14 protein-coding genes are annotated in these 16,639 nt (G+C 48.3%); all 14 read left to right on the forward strand.

What is annotated here, in order from left to right:
- Positions 1-162 precede the first annotated feature (162 nt).
- The 14 genes from purL (at position 163) to AC14M5_RS17905 (ending at position 16,563) form a co-directional block, all read left to right on the forward strand.
- Positions 163-3,075, forward strand: coding sequence for a phosphoribosylformylglycinamidine synthase subunit PurL (gene purL, locus AC14M5_RS17840; RefSeq protein ID WP_484031053.1), 2,913 nt, complete (start codon positions 163-165; stop codon positions 3,073-3,075).
- 24 nt (positions 3,076-3,099) lie between these two features.
- Positions 3,100-3,876 (forward strand): phosphoribosylformylglycinamidine synthase I, encoded by a 777-nt coding sequence (gene purQ, locus AC14M5_RS17845; protein ID WP_484031054.1) that lies wholly within the window; start codon positions 3,100-3,102, stop codon positions 3,874-3,876.
- A gap of 13 nt (positions 3,877-3,889) precedes the next feature.
- On the forward strand, positions 3,890-4,861 hold the full coding sequence (locus tag AC14M5_RS17850; protein ID WP_484031055.1) for a phosphoribosylaminoimidazolesuccinocarboxamide synthase: 972 nt from the start codon (positions 3,890-3,892) through the stop codon (positions 4,859-4,861).
- Positions 4,858-5,334 (forward strand): AIR carboxylase family protein, encoded by a 477-nt coding sequence (locus AC14M5_RS17855; RefSeq protein ID WP_484031056.1) that lies wholly within the window; start codon positions 4,858-4,860, stop codon positions 5,332-5,334. The genes AC14M5_RS17850 and AC14M5_RS17855 overlap by 4 nt, the downstream gene beginning before the upstream one ends.
- The gene (gene purF / locus AC14M5_RS17860) at positions 5,315-6,847 is read left to right on the forward strand and encodes an amidophosphoribosyltransferase (RefSeq protein WP_484031057.1); all 1,533 of its coding nucleotides are present in this window, start codon (positions 5,315-5,317) and stop codon (positions 6,845-6,847) included. The genes AC14M5_RS17855 and purF overlap by 20 nt, the downstream gene beginning before the upstream one ends.
- A gap of 98 nt (positions 6,848-6,945) precedes the next feature.
- A complete protein-coding gene (gene purD, locus AC14M5_RS17865; RefSeq protein WP_484031058.1) occupies positions 6,946-8,205 on the forward strand; it encodes a phosphoribosylamine--glycine ligase in 1,260 nt (419 codons plus the stop codon).
- Between the two features lie 78 nt (positions 8,206-8,283).
- Positions 8,284-9,864: a phosphoribosylformylglycinamidine cyclo-ligase gene (purM, locus tag AC14M5_RS17870; protein ID WP_484031059.1), complete on the forward strand. Its 1,581-nt coding sequence runs from the start codon at positions 8,284-8,286 to the stop codon at positions 9,862-9,864.
- Positions 9,865-9,971: 107 nt separating this feature from the next.
- Positions 9,972-11,147 carry a phosphoribosylaminoimidazolecarboxamide formyltransferase gene (locus tag AC14M5_RS17875; RefSeq protein ID WP_484031060.1) on the forward strand — a complete coding sequence of 392 codons (1,176 nt, stop codon included), beginning with the start codon at positions 9,972-9,974 and terminating at the stop codon, positions 11,145-11,147.
- Positions 11,148-11,223: 76 nt separating this feature from the next.
- Positions 11,224-11,838: a phosphoribosylglycinamide formyltransferase gene (gene purN / locus AC14M5_RS17880; protein ID WP_484031061.1), complete on the forward strand. Its 615-nt coding sequence runs from the start codon at positions 11,224-11,226 to the stop codon at positions 11,836-11,838.
- A gap of 63 nt (positions 11,839-11,901) precedes the next feature.
- Entirely contained in the window at positions 11,902-12,471 is a 570-nt protein-coding gene (locus tag AC14M5_RS17885; RefSeq protein WP_484031062.1) for a hypothetical protein, read from the forward strand.
- Positions 12,472-13,881: an adenylosuccinate lyase gene (purB, locus tag AC14M5_RS17890; protein WP_484031063.1), complete on the forward strand. Its 1,410-nt coding sequence runs from the start codon at positions 12,472-12,474 to the stop codon at positions 13,879-13,881.
- An 18-nt stretch (positions 13,882-13,899) separates the two neighbouring features.
- The gene (locus tag AC14M5_RS17895) at positions 13,900-15,153 is read left to right on the forward strand and encodes an MFS transporter (protein ID WP_484031064.1); all 1,254 of its coding nucleotides are present in this window, start codon (positions 13,900-13,902) and stop codon (positions 15,151-15,153) included.
- A 97-nt stretch (positions 15,154-15,250) separates the two neighbouring features.
- The gene (gene smpB, locus AC14M5_RS17900) at positions 15,251-15,712 is read left to right on the forward strand and encodes an SsrA-binding protein SmpB (protein ID WP_484031065.1); all 462 of its coding nucleotides are present in this window, start codon (positions 15,251-15,253) and stop codon (positions 15,710-15,712) included.
- A gap of 68 nt (positions 15,713-15,780) precedes the next feature.
- Positions 15,781-16,563: a hypothetical protein gene (locus AC14M5_RS17905; protein WP_484031066.1), complete on the forward strand. Its 783-nt coding sequence runs from the start codon at positions 15,781-15,783 to the stop codon at positions 16,561-16,563.
- Positions 16,564-16,639 lie beyond the last annotated feature (76 nt).

Genomic DNA, 16,639 nt, shown 5'->3' on the forward strand with positions numbered 1-16,639 from the left:
CAGGTTTTTTAAGCTTGGGGCCAAAAGCTCAAAAAATTGGCAAGTCAGAGAATTGATCGCTTCGTTCCATCTAAAGGCTTCTCACTAAATAACGAACATCATGCTTGACTAGACAAGTTTGCTGATGTAAAATCGCCCCGAATTCATTGAGAAAATAAGCTAATGGCCATCTATCGTTTTGTTGTTCGCTTCACCCACTTCGACCCGCGTTCAGCGGGTTACCTTTCAGATGCAAGCGCGCTGGGATTCCACAACTTGCAAAGAATTGAATGCCAGGACCTCTACTTCATTGAGGGCCAACTGTCGCAGGAAGATTTGCAGCAGTTGGCCCTCAAACTTTTAACCGACCCTGTGACTCAATCCGCCTCGTGGATGGAATTGCCCACGCCTCCCTCCCCACCCGAGCCTGATACAGTTATTCTAGAAGTTACCTTACGCCCCGGCGTCACCGACCCAGTCGCACATGAAATCAGCCGTGTCGCACATGAACTCGGTCTCCACGGAGTTCATCGCGCCGCTACAGGTTTAAGCTTTATTCTTCAATTCGATGCATCCGTTCCAATCCGTGATTCCATGAAAGAGTCCGCTGAAAAATTAGCTCAACGTCTGCTTGCCAACCCAACCATCCAGCATTGGGTAATCGGCGAAATCGAACCATCCTTCCCGCTTGAAGCAATCTCCAGCGGCGAAGTGACATTAATCCCCATCCGCGATTTATGTGATGATGAATTACTGACTCTCTCAAAAGATCGCCGCGCCGCTCTTGACCTCGCAGAGATGAAAGCGATTCAAAATTATTGCTGCAAAGAAAGCCGTGACCTGACCGATGTGGAATTTGAAACTATCGCTCAAACCTGGAGCGAGCATTGCGGGCATAAAACGTTCAAGGCAAAAATAGAGATTACCCACAAGGGACAATCTCCAGTCTCTAATCTCGATTCTCTTCTAAAAACCTACCTCAAGTCTGCCACCGATGAAATCAACGCTCCCTGGGTCTTATCTGCATTTGTTGATAACGCAGGCATTATTGATTTGGATGGCGAGAACGAAGTCTCTTTCAAAGTTGAGACGCACAACCACCCGTCAGCAATAGAACCGTTTGGTGGCGCAAACACAGGCGTCGGTGGAGTCATTCGCGATGTGTTGGGCGTATCGCACAAACCGATTGCCAATACGGACGTGCTGTGTTTCGGTCCGCAAAATGTCACCTTTGATCAACTTCCGCAAGGTGTGCTTCATCCGCGCCGCGTGATGTCTGGCGTGGTTGCGGGGGTACAGGATTATGGAAATAAGATCGGCATTCCCACTGTTAACGGCGCGATTCTTTTTGACGAAGGCTATACAGCCAACCCGTTAGTGTTTTGCGGATGTGTCGGCATCGCACCCAAGGGACTGCATGTCCGTAATCCGCAAAAGGGAGATCGCGTGATTGTGCTGGGTGGAAGAACAGGTCGCGATGGTCTGCGTGGCGCAACGTTCTCATCCATGACCATGGACGCGCAAACGGGGGAAGTTGCGGGCGCATCCGTTCAAATCGGTGACCCGATTACTGAGAAGGGATTGATTGATGTCATCGTCCGTGCGCGAGACCTGCGGTTGTATCGCGCCATCACCGATTGCGGCGCAGGCGGACTTTCATCCGCAGTTGGCGAGATGGCTTCCACTATCGGCGCGGATGTTGAACTTCAAAATGTGCGCTTGAAATATGCTGGACTCGCCCCGTGGGAGATTTGGCTCTCCGAAGCACAAGAACGCATGGTGCTGGCTATTCCAATTGAGCACGTATCAACTCTTCAAGAGTTATGCGATACCTACGATACAGAGTTAACCGATATTGGCGAATTTACAGGAACGCAGCGTTTGATTGTGCGCTATGCAGATAATATTGTCATTGATCTGGATAATGATTTTTTGCATGATGGTATTCCACAGAGACAGTTGAAGGCAGTTATTAGTGAACAGCTATTAGTAAATAGTAATCGGTTGTCAGTTATTAGTGATCAGATTGATTTGAAAGATACATTGTTGAAATTACTTTCTCATCCGAATATAGCAAGCAAGGCTTCTGTCATTCGCATTTACGATCATGAGATTCAAGGCGGCACAGTGGTCAAACCTTTGACTGGTGTTCAATTTGATGCGCCATCCGATGCGAGCGTGATTCATCCACTTGGCGTGAAGGGACTTGCTGGCATTGCGCTTGCCAACGGCATCAATCCTGAATATGGAAAACGTGATGCTTATCGCATGGCGCTTGCAGTTATAGATGAGGCAGTTCGCAATTTAGTGGCTGTTGGCGCCGACCCTGAGCGTATTGCTATTCTCGATAATTTTTGCTGGGGTGATCCGCTCCGTCCCGAAACTCTGGGTTCGCTGGTTGAAGCCGCGCGCGGATGTCATGATGCGGCATTGCTGTATCGCACGCCATTTATCAGCGGAAAAGATTCGCTCAACAACGAATACATGGGCGCCGACGGCCAGCGCCATGCTATTCCGCCCACGCTGCTGATTTCATCCATCGGCGTAATGAAAGATGTCACTCAAGCCGTAACGATGGATTTGAAAGAAGCGGGTAACGCGCTTTATCTTGTTGGAAAGTTTGAACCAGTCTTTGGCGGCTCGCATTTCCTTCTGACGATGGACGATGGACAACGAACAATGGTCAATGGCCAATCGTCCATTGTCAACGAACCTATTCCTCTTGTTTCAGAAATTACACCACAAGTTTATAAAGCATTACATCAAGCCATCAGAGCAAAGTTAATTCGTTCATGCCATGACCTTTCCGAAGGCGGATTGGCAATCGCTGCCTCAGAAATGTGCATCGGCGGACGCCTTGGCCTTGATCTTAATCTTGACATGATTTCGCACCAGACTCCCCGCATCCTGTTCGGCGAAACGACAGGTTGTCTGCTCGTTGAGATTGCATCCGTAAATGTCAACGCCTTTGAATCGATTTTCAAAGACCTACCGATTATCAAAATCGGACAAGTAACATCCGACCCTGTGCTTAAGTTTGGCGATACTTCCATCACAGTTAGCGACCTTGTCGACGCATTTAACAACCCGTCCTAATCTCTAATTCTCTCTCCCTCTCCTATGAAACCAAAAGCACTAATCCTCCATGCCCACGGAACGAACCGCGACCACGACGTCGCCGAAGCCCTCACTTTGGCTGGCGCTGACCCTGAATATGCGCCGCTCAACCATCTGCGTGCGGGAAAGAAAAAATTCAGTGATTATCAAATGCTAGTTGTGGCAGGCGGGTTTTCCTATGCTGACGCGCTCGGCGCAGGAAAATTACTCGCCATTGATCTGAATGCGTATTTTGTAGATGAGATTAATCAGTTTGTTGCCGCAGGGAAGCCTGTAATTGGTATCTGCAATGGATTTCAAGCATTAGTGAAATCAGGCATACTTCCTGGCGAGGACGCAAAAGAAGGAAGCGCAACTTTGACGTTTAATGCAGATGGTCATTTTGAATGCCGTTGGGTGACCATTAAACCAGTTTCACAAACTTGTGTTTGGACAAAAGGCCTGAATGAGCTGATCGAATGTCCCATTGCACACGGGGAAGGAAATTTTCAGGCGTCGGAAAATTATCCGCTTTTAGATCTTATCGCCGACGATCAGATTGCCTTTACCTATATCCATGCGGATGGCTCACCTGCCAAGGGAGAATATCCTGCAAACCCAAATGGTTCTACCCTCGATATCGCAGGCATTTGCAACCCGCAAGGCAATGTGCTGGGACTCATGCCGCACCCCGAGAATCACATCCATTCGTTTCAACATCCAAACTGGACTCGCGGCGTGAATAGTCACAGCGGACTAACCTTGTTTCAAAACGGCGTGAACTACGCGAGCAATTTATAAAAACGGAGAAATCATGACCTCAAAAGATGAACTTATTAGACTTCTGCCTCAGGCGTTGGATGAAACAAATTTGCCTTTGCCAGGAAAGACTTCGGGAAAAGTGCGCGATTGGTACGACCTTCCAAATGGGGAAAGACTCATCATCACAACCGACCGTCTTTCTGCATTTGACATTATTTTGGCGCGAGTTCCTTATAAGGGGCAAGTACTCAATCAATTGTCCGCGTGGTGGTTTGAGCAGACCAAAGACCTAACTCCTAATCACCTAGTTTCTATTCCCGACCCAAATGCATCCATTGTGCGTGTTGCGAATCCGTTGATGGTGGAAGTCATTATGCGTGGATATATCACCGGTGTTACGTCCACGGCGTTGTGGTATCGCTATTCACTCGGCGAGCGTGAGGTCTATGGTTATACCTTCCCTGATGGTTTACAAAAGAACGCCGCCCTGCCTGAGCCGATCATTACTCCCACAACCAAAGGCGGCGCAACGGGTCATGATGAACGATTGACCTGCACCGAAGTAGTGGAAAAGGGTTTGCTGGATGCTAAAACGTGGAATCAAGTGCAAACGGCAGCATTGGCAATCTTCAAGCGCGGGCAGGAATTGGCGCGCAATGCGGGCTTGATTCTTGTGGACACAAAATATGAATTTGGGATAGCAAACGATGGAAGCGTTGTTCTAATTGATGAAGTACATACTCCCGATTCATCACGCTTCTGGAGGGCGGATACCTACGAGGCACGATTCACGGCAGGGGAAGACCCTGAAAATTTTGACAAAGAATTTGTCCGCTTGGAATATGCGAAGCAAGGCTATCGCGGCGATGGCGAGATCCCAATCATGCCTGATGAATTATGGGCATCAGCGAGCGAACGCTATATTACGATCTATGAATTATTAACGGGGAAAAAGTTTGAAGCGGGCGCGTATCCAGTTGAACCGCGTTTGATTGAGAACTTGAAAAAGTCAGGTGTTTTATGAAACCTGTAGTTATTATCCTCATGGGTTCCAAAGCGGATTTGGAACATTGCACAAAAATCTCTGATGCCTGCAAACAGTTTGGATTGGAAACAATATTACGCATCGCCTCCGCACATAAGACTGCGGAGCACGCAATAAAGATTTTGCGCGAATATGAATCTGATCCGCGACCGAAGGTGTATATCACAGTGGCAGGGCGCAGCAACGCGTTGAGTGGATTTACGGATGGCTTTGTGAGTGCACCTGTCATCGCTTGCCCGCCACCGTCTGATTCATTTGGCGGTGCGGATATTTATTCGTCGCTACGGATGCCTTCGGGGATCGCGCCTGCGGTGGTGCTGGAACCTGTCAACGCGGCGTTGTTGGCGGCAAAAATTATCGGGTTGATGGATGAATCGGTACGGGAGCAGGTGAAGGCGAGTCAGAAGCGGGCGGTGGAGAAAATTATCGAGGATGATGGCAGTGTCCAGTAGTCAGTTATCAGTGATCAGTAATCAGTTCGCGGATGATTCTCCAAAAGAAGAATGCGGCGTAATCGGGATTTTTGCCCCAAATGAAGATGTGGCGCGTATGACTTTTTTTGGATTGTTTGCATTACAGCACCGCGGGCAGGAAGCGGCGGGCATGGCAGTGGCCGATGGGCACGCGATGTCAATCCATAAAGGCGTTGGGTTGGTCGCGCAGGTTTTCACGCCATCGGTGATGGAGAAATTGAGTGGGCATTATGCGATTGGGCATACGCGCTATTCAACAACGGGTTCATCGTCGGAGCGTAACGCTCAACCTTTTATGATCGAGACCATGCACGGTCCGCTGGCGTTGGCGCATAACGGGAATCTGGTGAACTCAGCCGAACTGCGCGATGAACTGATGCAACAGGGCGTGGGGTTTTCATCGTCGTCTGATACTGAAGTGATGACGATGATGCTGGCGCGTAATGGTGGGAAGACTTGGGAAGAACGTATTAAACATGCCATGCAAAAATGGCAAGGCGCTTATTCATTGGTCATTTTGACTCGTGATGGCGTTTACGCGGTACGCGATCCGTGGGGGTTTCGTCCGCTGTGCATTGGTTTGCTGCCGAGTGGTGGTCATGCAGTTTCATCTGAAACGGGCGCATTGCAAACACTCGGATGTGAGGCTATTCGCGATGTGAAACCTGGTGAGATCGTTGCGCTTTCAAATAACGCTCTGACTGTGACGCAGGCGCTCCCATCTATTGAGCCTTCAGCGATGTGTGTGTTCGAGCATATTTACTTTGCACGTCCTGATCAGGTGTGGGATGGGATTGGTGTGCATAAGGTGAGGCAGAGGTTGGGGGAGGAGTTGGCGAGGGAGGTTATAAACGGACTCTTTCACGGACTCACGGATAAAAGCGAACGGGTAAACGGACTTTATAACGGAATCGCAGATATGAACGGACAAATTGCGGATGTGGTAATTCCTGTGCCTGATTCGTCCATTCCTGCTGCGATTGGGTTTTCGCATGTGAGTGGGATTCCTTATAACGATGGGTTTATCAAGAACCGTTATGTCGGGCGGACATTTATTGAGCCGACTGATTCGCTACGCAAGCGAGGTGTGGCGTTGAAGTTTAATGTCATCAATGAAAATGTGCGTGATAAGCGCGTGATGATGATCGATGACAGTATCGTGCGCGGCAATACGACGGGGCCGTTGATTAAGTTATTGCGCAATGCAGGCGCGAAAGAAGTGCATGTTGCCATTACTTGTCCGCCAATTGCACATCCATGCTTCATGGGGGTGGATATGGGCAAGCACGATAATTTGATTGCACATAAAAGAACAGTTAATGAGATCTGTCAATTCGTTGGGGCAGATAGTTTATATTATTTATCACTGGATGGAATGATGCGCGCGGTTGGACGTAGTGATGGATTCTGCCAGGCGTGTTTTACGGGGCAGTATCCAATACAGGTAAATTTTGAAACTACAAAAACTGGCTTTGAGCGAAGTTTGAAATAATTTTGTAAACGGACTCTTTCACGGATTCGCGGATGGAAACGGACGTGTTCAACGGATGTGAGCGGACAAATGGATAAAAACAGATTGAGGATGGGCTTATGAATGTATTGATTATCGGTTCGGGTGGACGGGAACATGCAATGGCGTGGAAGGTGGCACAGTCACCGCGTTTGACGAAACTTTATATTGCGCCTGGCAATGCTGGGACAGCAGATTGCGGCGAAAATGTTTTATTGGATGTGACTCACCATGCAGATATTGTCCGTTTTTGTAAGGAGAAGCAGGTTGACATGGTGTTGGTCGGGCCCGAAATTCCGTTAGCGGATGGCTTGGCAGATTCATTGTCGGCGGAGCAAATCCGCTGTTTTGGGCCGAGTCAAGCAGCGGCGCAGATCGAAGCGTCGAAAGTTTTTGCGAAAGATTTCATGACGCGGCATCATATTCCAACGGCGCGATATGCCACGTTTAATAAAGTCGCTGATGCAATTATGCATCTTGAGAGTGTGGATTATCCAATTGCGATCAAGGCTTCTGGTTTGGCAGCAGGTAAAGGTGTAGTGCTGCCTAATTCATTTGGTGAAGCCAAAGTGACTCTTGAATCGATTCTGATTGACAAAATATTTGGCGAGGCGGGAAGCGAAGTGATTATTGAAGAACGCTTAAGTGGACAGGAAGTTTCGTTGATGGCATTCACAGATGGCAAGACTGTTATTCCCATGCTGCCCGCACAGGATCACAAGCGTTTACTGGACAGTGATCTCGGCCCTAATACAGGCGGCATGGGTGCATATGCTCCTGCTCCGATCTTCACTGCTAAGTTAATGCATGAAGCAATAGAATCTGTTTTGAAACCTGCTATTAATGGATTACGACTTGAAGGGAAACCATTTGTAGGTGTGTTGTATGCAGGGTTGATGCTTACCCAAAACGGCATTCGTACTTTGGAGTTTAACTGTCGCTTTGGCGACCCAGAGACACAGGCAGTGCTTCCGCTACTTGAAACAGATTTGATTGATATTGTTGATGCTTGCGTGAAGGGTGCATTGAAGAATGTAAATGTCCGCTGGAAGGATGGCGCGGCGGTATGTGTGGTGCTGGCGAGCAAAGGCTATCCTGAAAAAGTAGAAAATGGAAAGCTTGTAAAATTCGAACAGTTACCTGCGAATACAGTTTGTTTTCATGCGGGCACAAAATTTACAAACAGTGAAGTTGTTACTTCAGGCGGACGTGTGTTTGGGTTGACCTCTTGGACAGACGGGATCGAGTCTGCGGTTAAACTGGTATATGCAAATGTGGATAAAATCTCGTTTGAAGGGATGCAATATCGCAAGGATATTGCTCGCCGTGCTTTGTCATAAACGGACCTTATCACGGATTCACGGATAAAAACGGACTTTTTGTGAACGGACGGAAATATGCATTGAGTTGGAGGCTAAATGGCAAAAGAAAAAACTGGATTGATTAAAACGCCATTGGATGAGTTGACCTATAAGGTTAATGGGCTGGCAATGCAAGTCATGCGCGAACTGCGGTCGGGACATAAGGAAGAATTCTATCAGCGGCGACTCTCTGAATTGTGCCATGCGACGGGGTTGCAGGCTGAAATGGAAAAGCGTATTGAAGTTTGGATAAACGACTCAATGGTTGGCTATCTTTATCTTGATTTATGGATTGAAAATTCCCTGGTGGTGGAATGTAAGGCATTAAGTCATGATTTGACCAATCACGAACTCCATCAAGTGTTAGTTTATCTTGCGGCAACTGGCAGCCCTGTGGGAATGTTGTATAACTTTGGGCATCCGACACTTGAATTCAAGCGTGTGCTCAGACCCGTTGACATGCAGGATTGGCAAAAATATCTATATCGGGTTGTTTGGGCGCCCCCTGGAACGCAACTTCCATCTGAGGATTCTTTATCACCCAATACCCCAATTCGTTTTTCAGTTATAAGCGACCTTGCAGGTCGACCTGCTGTTTTGCCGTCCGTTCCCGTCCGTGATTCCGTGACAGAGTCCGCTTACAGTAATTCTGGCGTCTCCATCACCGCAGGCAACCACGCCATTGACCTAATGAAAGACGCGGTCAAATCTACATACACACCATCCGTTCTCTCCGGCATCGGCTCTTTTGGCGGACTGTATGATGCATCTGCTCTAAAAGCATTTAACAATCCCGTTCTCGTCGCCTCCACAGATGGCGTTGGTACGAAAGTTAAATTGGCAGCACAAGTTGGGCGCTACCGCAGCATAGGGCATGATATTGTCAATCATTGCATCAACGATATCCTCGTGCAAGGTGCGCGTCCGCTTTTCTTTATGGATTATTTTGCCACTTCCAAGCTGACTCCTGAAGTAACTGCGGAAGTGGTCACAGGGATGACTGAAGCTTGTAAAGAATCTGGCGTGGCACTACTAGGCGGTGAAACCGCTGAAATGCCAGGTGTCTATCAGCCAAATGAATTTGACGTAGCTGGGACAATTGTCGGTGTGGTGGAGCGGGATGATATTCTTCCACGCAATAATCTACAAGCAGGTGATGTGCTCATTAGTCTCACGTCCTCAGGCCCTCACACGAATGGCTATTCTCTTATCCGCAAAGTTTTTATAGATACATCGCTCGAAACTATTTTTCCCGAACTCAACATTTCCCTTGCAGATGCTTTGCTTGCCCCACATCGTTCCTATTATTCTCTCATCCATCCTCTGCTCTCTCATATCAAAGCGCTTGCACATATCACAGGTGGAGGATTTATCGAAAATATCCCACGCATCTTGACCAAGAACCTTAACGCCGAAATTCACATCGACTCATGGACGCCTCCACCGCTCTGGAAACTGATCCAGTCCGAAGGGCATATCGCCACCGACGAAATGTACCGCGTCTTCAACATGGGCATCGGCATGATCATCATCGTCGATAAATCCAAAGCCGCCGAAGTTCAAAAACTTATTCCAGAACCAACCTATATCGTCGGCGAACTAACTCCAGGCGAAAAGAAAGTCCGCTTGGTAACCTAACCCGTTCACTTATAAATCCGTTTTTATCCGTTCATCCGCTATTATCCGTTGAGCGCGTCCGTTCTCATCCGTGAATCCGCTATAAAGTCCGTTTACAAGGAATCCCTATGCCCTCCTCCCTCTCTCTCCGTTACGGGGCCAATCCCCAGCAAGCCCCCGCCCGCGTCTTCATGAAATCCGATTTGGACTTACCGATTACTATCCTCAGCGGCTCGCCTGGTTATATCAATCTTTTAGACGCGTTAAATTCCTGGCAACTTGTACGCGAGTTAAAGTCTGCTATTAACTTGCCTGCCGCCGCCTCGTTTAAGCATGTTAGCCCATCAGGGGTGGCGGTTGCAAACCCGCTATCGGAGGTGCTCAAGAAAATCTATTTTGTAGATGATCTTGAACTCTCACCGCTCGCCACTGCCTACGCCCGCGCTCGCGGTGTGGATCGCATGTCCTCCTTTGGTGATTGGATCGCGCTCTCCGAAACTGTTGACGTTCCAACTGCGAAGCTCATCAGTCGCGAAGTCTCTGACGGTGTCATTGCTCCATCATATGAACCAGAGGCACTTGATATTCTCAAAAAGAAAAAGCAGGGCAAGTATGCTGTCGTCCAAATTGACCCAGCCTATGAACCATCTGAACTAGAAACCCGCGATGTCTTTGGCATCACATTTGAACAGCATCGCCATGATCGCCTTGCAACACCTGCGGACTTTTCAAACATCGTTACCAAAAACAAAGCATTACCCGAAAGCACCATCCGCGACATGCTGATCGCTTGGATCACACTCAAGTACACGCAATCCAATTCAGTTTGTTATGCCGTGGACGGACAAGTCATCGGTGTAGGTGCGGGGCAACAGTCACGAGTACATTGCGCCCGTCTCGCAGGCTCCAAAGCAGACTTGTGGCGTTTGCGTCAACATCCGTCTGTTTTAAATCTTCCTTTCAAGTATGATGTCAAACGCCCTGACCGTGACAACGCCATTGACCAATTCCTGCAACCCGATGTTACCGAAGCGGAAAAATCCAACTGGGAAAATGTGTTCACAGAATCGCCAAACCAACTCACGGTTAAAGAAAGACGCGAGTGGCTGGATGGCATGTCCAATGTTGTACTCGGCTCCGATGCCTTCTTCCCATTCCGCGATTCGATTGACCGTGCGGCCAGAAGCGGTGTGAAATATGTCCTGCAACCTGGCGGCTCTAATCGCGACGAAGATGTCATCGCCGCGTGCGACGAATATGGCATGACCATGGTATTCAGCGGCGTACGATTATTTCACCACTAGCCTTCGCGCTGAGCGCACCGAAGTCGAAGCGCGTTTTTATTCAACTGTCGTGCCCAAAACAAAAAGGGATATTTGAATGTCCACTCGATTAGTTGTACTCATTTCTGGAAACGGCTCCAACTTACAAGCTATTCTCGATGCCTGTGCATCAGGTGAATTGAACGCAATTGTCGTGTCTGTTATCAGCAATAAAGCCGAAGCCTATGGTTTAACACGCGCGAAAAACGCAGGCGTTGAAGCTATGCACTTCCCGAAACTCGAAAATGAATCTCGAAGCGATTATGACTTGCGACTAGCAAACTATGTAACCGCCAAACTACCAAACTACATCATCCTCGCTGGCTGGATGCGAATTCTTTCTTCTTCCTTTCTTTCCTCCTTTCCAAACCGCGTCATCAATCTACATCCTGCCTTACCCGATACATTCCCTGGCATACACGCCATCGAACGCGCTTATGATGCGTATCAGCGTGGTGGAATCAAGCATACCGGCGTCATGATACATCTCGTCCCCGACGAAGGTGTGGACAACGGCCCCGTCCTCGCCACTGAAATTGTCCCCATCCTCGCAGACGATACGTTAGAATCTCTCGAAGCGCGTATTCACAAAACAGAACATGAACTATTAATAAAAACGCTCAAAGAAATCATCATGCGCCCAAATCCGTTCTCATCCGCGAATCCGTTATAGTTGTCCGTTGGAAAATCCGTTCATCCGCTCAAAATCCGTTGAGTACATCCGTTAAGGAATCCCATGCCCACAGCCATTCTCTCCGTTCACAATAAAACTGGTCTCATCGATTTCGCTAAGGGACTTGTCTCCCTCGGTTGGACTCTGCTCGCCTCTGGCGGCACAGCCAAACTTTTGCGCGAAAATAATATTAACGTTACCGAAGTCGCCGATTACACAAAGTCACCTGAGCTTCTTGGCGGACGTGTAAAAACTTTACACCCAGCAATTCATGGCGGCTTGCTCGCACGCTCTACGAAGGAAGACCATCAACAACTCCTCAACCTCGGCTGGGATTATATTGATCTTGTTGCTGTCAATCTCTATCCATTTGAAGAGACGATTGCAAAACCAAATGTCACGTATGCCGATGCCATCGAGAACATTGACATTGGCGGTGTTACCCTCATTCGTGCTGCTGCAAAAAACCATGAACGTGTTACCCTCGTCTGCGACCCCGCCGATTATGCAGAAATACTCTCCATGCTTCAAAGTGGTGAAATTCCATTTGAGACCAAAAAGAAACTTGCGGTCAAAGGTTTCAAATCCACCGCAAATTACGATACACTGATCTCGAAATACCTGGACAGCTAAATGACAAATTCCCTTCACCTGCTTTCTTCATTGGATGGACGCTACGCAGATTCAATCGCACCTCTGCGTGATCATTTCTCTGAATTTTCTTTCCTGCGCGACAGAGTCCGCGTTGAGCTAGACTTTTTATCTGCTCTTTCCAAAATCAATTTAATCCGCCCTTTGACCAATTCTGAAACCGCTCAATTAGATTCCATCAAAACCAATTTTTCCACTGCCGATGCAGAATCCATCCGTGCTCACGAGCGTGAGACTCGTCATGATGTGAAAGCCATCGAATATTTTCTGCGCGATAAACTTCTGGAGTCGGACAGCAAGCTGTCCGAAGATCAGCGGCAAGCCGCTGAATTCCAGAATCTTATTCCCTGGCTTCACTATGGGTTGACTTCTGAAGATGTGAACAATATCGCCCAAGCTATCGAATTGCGCGATTCGCGAGATTCCGTCTTGCTGCCTGTTTTTGATGCTTTGCTTCTAAGTATTTTGAATTTTGCCAAAACTTACCGTGCATTGCCCATGCTCGCCCGCACACATGGGCAACCCGCCGTCCCCACTACGCTTGGCAAAGAATTCGCTGTCTATTTGGAACGACTAAAAAAATCCCGTGAAGAAATCGCATCCCATCGCTTTGAAGCCAAGTTGACAGGTGCAGTGGGGAACTTCAACGCCTTGCAGGCCGCCTCCCCGCAAGTGGACTGGCTTGCCTATAGTGCCGAATTTATTCAAGGCTATGATCTTGTTCCAAATTTTGCCACCAATCAAATCCTGCCCTACGATAATTGGCTGCGATATTTTGATTCTTTACGAATGGCGAATTCTATTCTGATCGACTTCTCGCAGGACATCTGGCGATACATCAGTGATGGCTATCTAAAGCAAGCTGTCATCGAAGGCGAAGTCGGCTCTTCGACCATGCCGCAGAAAGTCAACCCGATTGACTTTGAAAATGCAGAAGGCAACCTCGGTATTGCCAATGCACTGTTCATTCATTACAGCCAGAAATTATCCATCTCGCGTTTACAGCGCGACTTATCTGATTCAACAGTTCGGCGCACATTCGGCTCGGCGTTAGGTCACACTTTATTGGCGTGGATCAACTTAGAGCGGGGTATGAAGCGAATTGCTGCAGATGAGAAAAAACTTCACGATGACTTAGAGTCCCATTGGGAGGTCATCAGCGAAGGCGCACAGACCATCCTGCGCGCGGTGGGGAAAAGTGATGCATACGAATCACTCAAACAGCAGACGAGAGGCCGCGTCTTAACCGAAGCAGAATACAGGTCATGGGCGGAAGCAATTGACGTGGACAACGAAACGCGCCAACGATTACAAAGCCTCTCGCCAGAATCCTATATCGGCTTGGCCATCCAATTGACAGATCGCATAATTGAAGAAAGCGGTAAAAGATAAAATTGTTATAATCGTAGAATGCGGTTTAAACTATTTCGTCAATCTGATATCCCCGAACAATATCGTTCCAACTTCATAAATCTATATCTCGACATCGCCTGGTTTGGCGTGTTAAGTGGCACTGCCATTAACTTTCTAAATGTATACGCCACGCGTCTTGGCGCAACAGGCTTGCAGATCGGCTTACTCACTGCCATGTCTGCTGTCGTCAATCTTTTTCTCGCCATCCCCGCAGGTTACTGGATCAGCAAACGCCACACAGGGCACGCAGTTTTTTGGTCATCCGTTGTCTTTCGCATCGGTTACCTGCTTTGGATTCCCCTGCCCTGGTTCTTCAACGCACAAGGGCAGATCTGGGCGCTCATCATCCTCACTTTTTTTATGGCGATTCCACTCACGCCGCTTGGCGTCGGTTTTAACGCGCTTTTTGCCGAAGCCGTGCCAGACCGTTTCAGGGCGCAAGTAGCGGGCACACGTAACGTCACATTCGCGATTGCATACATGCTCACTTCGCTTATTGCGGGTTTCATCCTAAAAAATATTTCCTTTCCCGAAGGTTATCAGATCATCTTTGCGATTGGAGCATTGGGCGCGGCGATGAGCAGTTATCACATCTACCACGTTAAACCCGTGCAAGATGACACCATCCCGCTTCCTCCCCCGCCGATAACTGACTCTGAGCAAGAGGTCGACTCTCCGCGCGGCATTGCATCCATCCTGCGCCTTGACATTTGGAAGACTCATTTCAAAAATGTTTTGCTCGCATTATTCCTTTTCCATCTTGTACATTATTTATCAGCGCCGCTTTACCCGTTGTATAACGTGCGTGTGCTAAACCTCAATGACAGTCATCTCGGCAATGGAACAGCTTTCTACTATTTAACCGTGCTGATCGCATCCACACAGCTTAGAAGCGTTGTGCATAGGTATGGTCACAAAAAAGTGACGGGTTGGGGTGTAGCGGGTATGGCGGCATATCCGATCATGCTGGCTTTTGCTCAAAACGTTTGGCATTTCTACGCTCTCTCATTCCTGGGTGGATTTTTGTTTGCACTGGTGAACGGCGCGTACGCCAACTACATGCTTGAAAACATCCCGCCGCATGACCGTCCTTCACATCTTGCGTGGTACACCATCATCTTCAACTTTGCCGTTCTCGCCAGTTCCATTGGCGGCCCGCTCATCGCAGATGTGATCGGGCTGGCTCCCGCCCTCATTATCTTTGGCGTATTACGCATCGTCGCGGGCGTTGTCCTACTTAAATGGGGATAACTCTGGAGTGCAGGAGCTTGCTACTGTTTATCTACGATATCCGACAGCAAGCTGTCGGACTCCAGAACGTACTAACATTCCATGCTAAAATCATCTTGTGACTGAAAACATCAAAGTAATCGCAACCAATCGCAAAGCCAGCTTCGAATACTTCCTCATGGAAAAATTCGAGGCAGGCATCGCCCTGCAAGGATCAGAGATTAAATCCATCCGCGCAGGTCAGGTCAGCATACAGGAAGCTTACGTGGACGTTCAAGACGGAGAGTCTGCATGGCTTGTAGAAGCGCACATCGCGCCATATGAACAGGCAGGGAAATTCTTCAACCATGAACCCAGGCGCAAACGCCGCCTGCTGCTCCACAAAAAGCAAATCCGCGAGTTATGGAATAATGTCCGCATCAAAGGGATGACGGTTGTGCCGACGCGTGTATACCTAAAAGATGGACGCGCCAAGCTTGAGATCGCCCTTGCCAAAGGCAAAAAAGCCTACGATAAACGCGCCACCATCGCCAAGCGGGATGAAGCGCGAAATAATGAAAGAGCCACAAGAGTGAGATAGTCTGATCGTCTTTAGTCATGTAGTCCAAATCGACAACAAGACCAGAGACTAATGACAAGGAGACCAAAGTGCCCCCATCAACTATAGGCGGAATCAACCTTCTCCCTGAAGCAGAAAAACGTGCAGTCTATTCCCGTTATATCCCCGTAACACTTCTTGAAAAATATAATATTCCCCCACTCACATCCGCCGCTGGATACAACCTCCTGCAATTCAATTTTGCTTCTGGCTCCAGCGATGTGGAAATGAGATTGTTCCACAAGATTGACTTTCCTGACCCCATCCTTTACGCGCACCTGACCGACACCATGAACGGACAGATTCATGTCCTGCTATACATCCTCAATGACCCCGATTCCCCCCGCTTTGACGTGGACAAGATGCCAAACGGCACACCTACAAAATTCGGTACTTTGCAAAGAAATGTCGAAGCTGAAAAAAAAGCTCTCGAGGCTGGGCTGGCTCCAGGTCAGGTAAGACACGGGTTAAGATTGTTGGGGCAAGCCATTGAAGCGTTTGAAAATTTCATCACCGCGCTTGGGCATGATATGTATTTCGTCGAGCCCTTGTATTATCACAACGCCGTTATTTTTGAACGCTATGGCTTTACATATCAAATCGGGAAACGCTTAATGGATAGTATCCATACAGGCTTTCAACCAGGCGGTGATTTACAGGCACAACTGAACGGCTCAACTCCATTCCGTATGCCTGAGGCTGCAAACAGCATTCGCAAACGCTCATGGTCGATCCATGACAGCATATTGGGTGAGCCATTCACCAATGTGACCATGTATAAACGTGTAGGGAAGACAGCAGGTATCAACACTACCCCGAATTGCAAATGGTAATTTGGGGTTATATGTAATAAAAAAACAAGAGACCTCAATGGTCTCTTGTTTTTTAGTAGCGGGGGCAGGACTTGAA

The organism is Candidatus Villigracilis sp. (genome assembly GCF_057083605.1).

Bases quoted from the DNA above. Each gene is read 5' to 3' on its own strand.
- AC14M5_RS17875 (WP_484031060.1), top strand. From the start codon at position 9,972: ATGCCCTCCTCCCTCTCTCTCCGTTACGGGGCCAATCCCCAGCAAGCC.
- purM (WP_484031059.1), top strand. From the start codon at position 8,284: ATGGCAAAAGAAAAAACTGGATTGATTAAAACGCCATTGGATGAGTTG.
- purQ (WP_484031054.1), top strand. From the start codon at position 3,100: ATGAAACCAAAAGCACTAATCCTCCATGCCCACGGAACGAACCGCGAC.
- purB (WP_484031063.1), top strand. From the start codon at position 12,472: ATGACAAATTCCCTTCACCTGCTTTCTTCATTGGATGGACGCTACGCA.
- AC14M5_RS17895 (WP_484031064.1), top strand. From the start codon at position 13,900: ATGCGGTTTAAACTATTTCGTCAATCTGATATCCCCGAACAATATCGT.
- AC14M5_RS17885 (WP_484031062.1), top strand. From the start codon at position 11,902: ATGCCCACAGCCATTCTCTCCGTTCACAATAAAACTGGTCTCATCGAT.
- purD (WP_484031058.1), top strand. From the start codon at position 6,946: ATGAATGTATTGATTATCGGTTCGGGTGGACGGGAACATGCAATGGCG.
- purF (WP_484031057.1), top strand. From the start codon at position 5,315: ATGATGGCAGTGTCCAGTAGTCAGTTATCAGTGATCAGTAATCAGTTC.
- purL (WP_484031053.1), top strand. From the start codon at position 163: ATGGCCATCTATCGTTTTGTTGTTCGCTTCACCCACTTCGACCCGCGT.
- AC14M5_RS17850 (WP_484031055.1), top strand. From the start codon at position 3,890: ATGACCTCAAAAGATGAACTTATTAGACTTCTGCCTCAGGCGTTGGAT.
- AC14M5_RS17855 (WP_484031056.1), top strand. From the start codon at position 4,858: ATGAAACCTGTAGTTATTATCCTCATGGGTTCCAAAGCGGATTTGGAA.
- purN (WP_484031061.1), top strand. From the start codon at position 11,224: ATGTCCACTCGATTAGTTGTACTCATTTCTGGAAACGGCTCCAACTTA.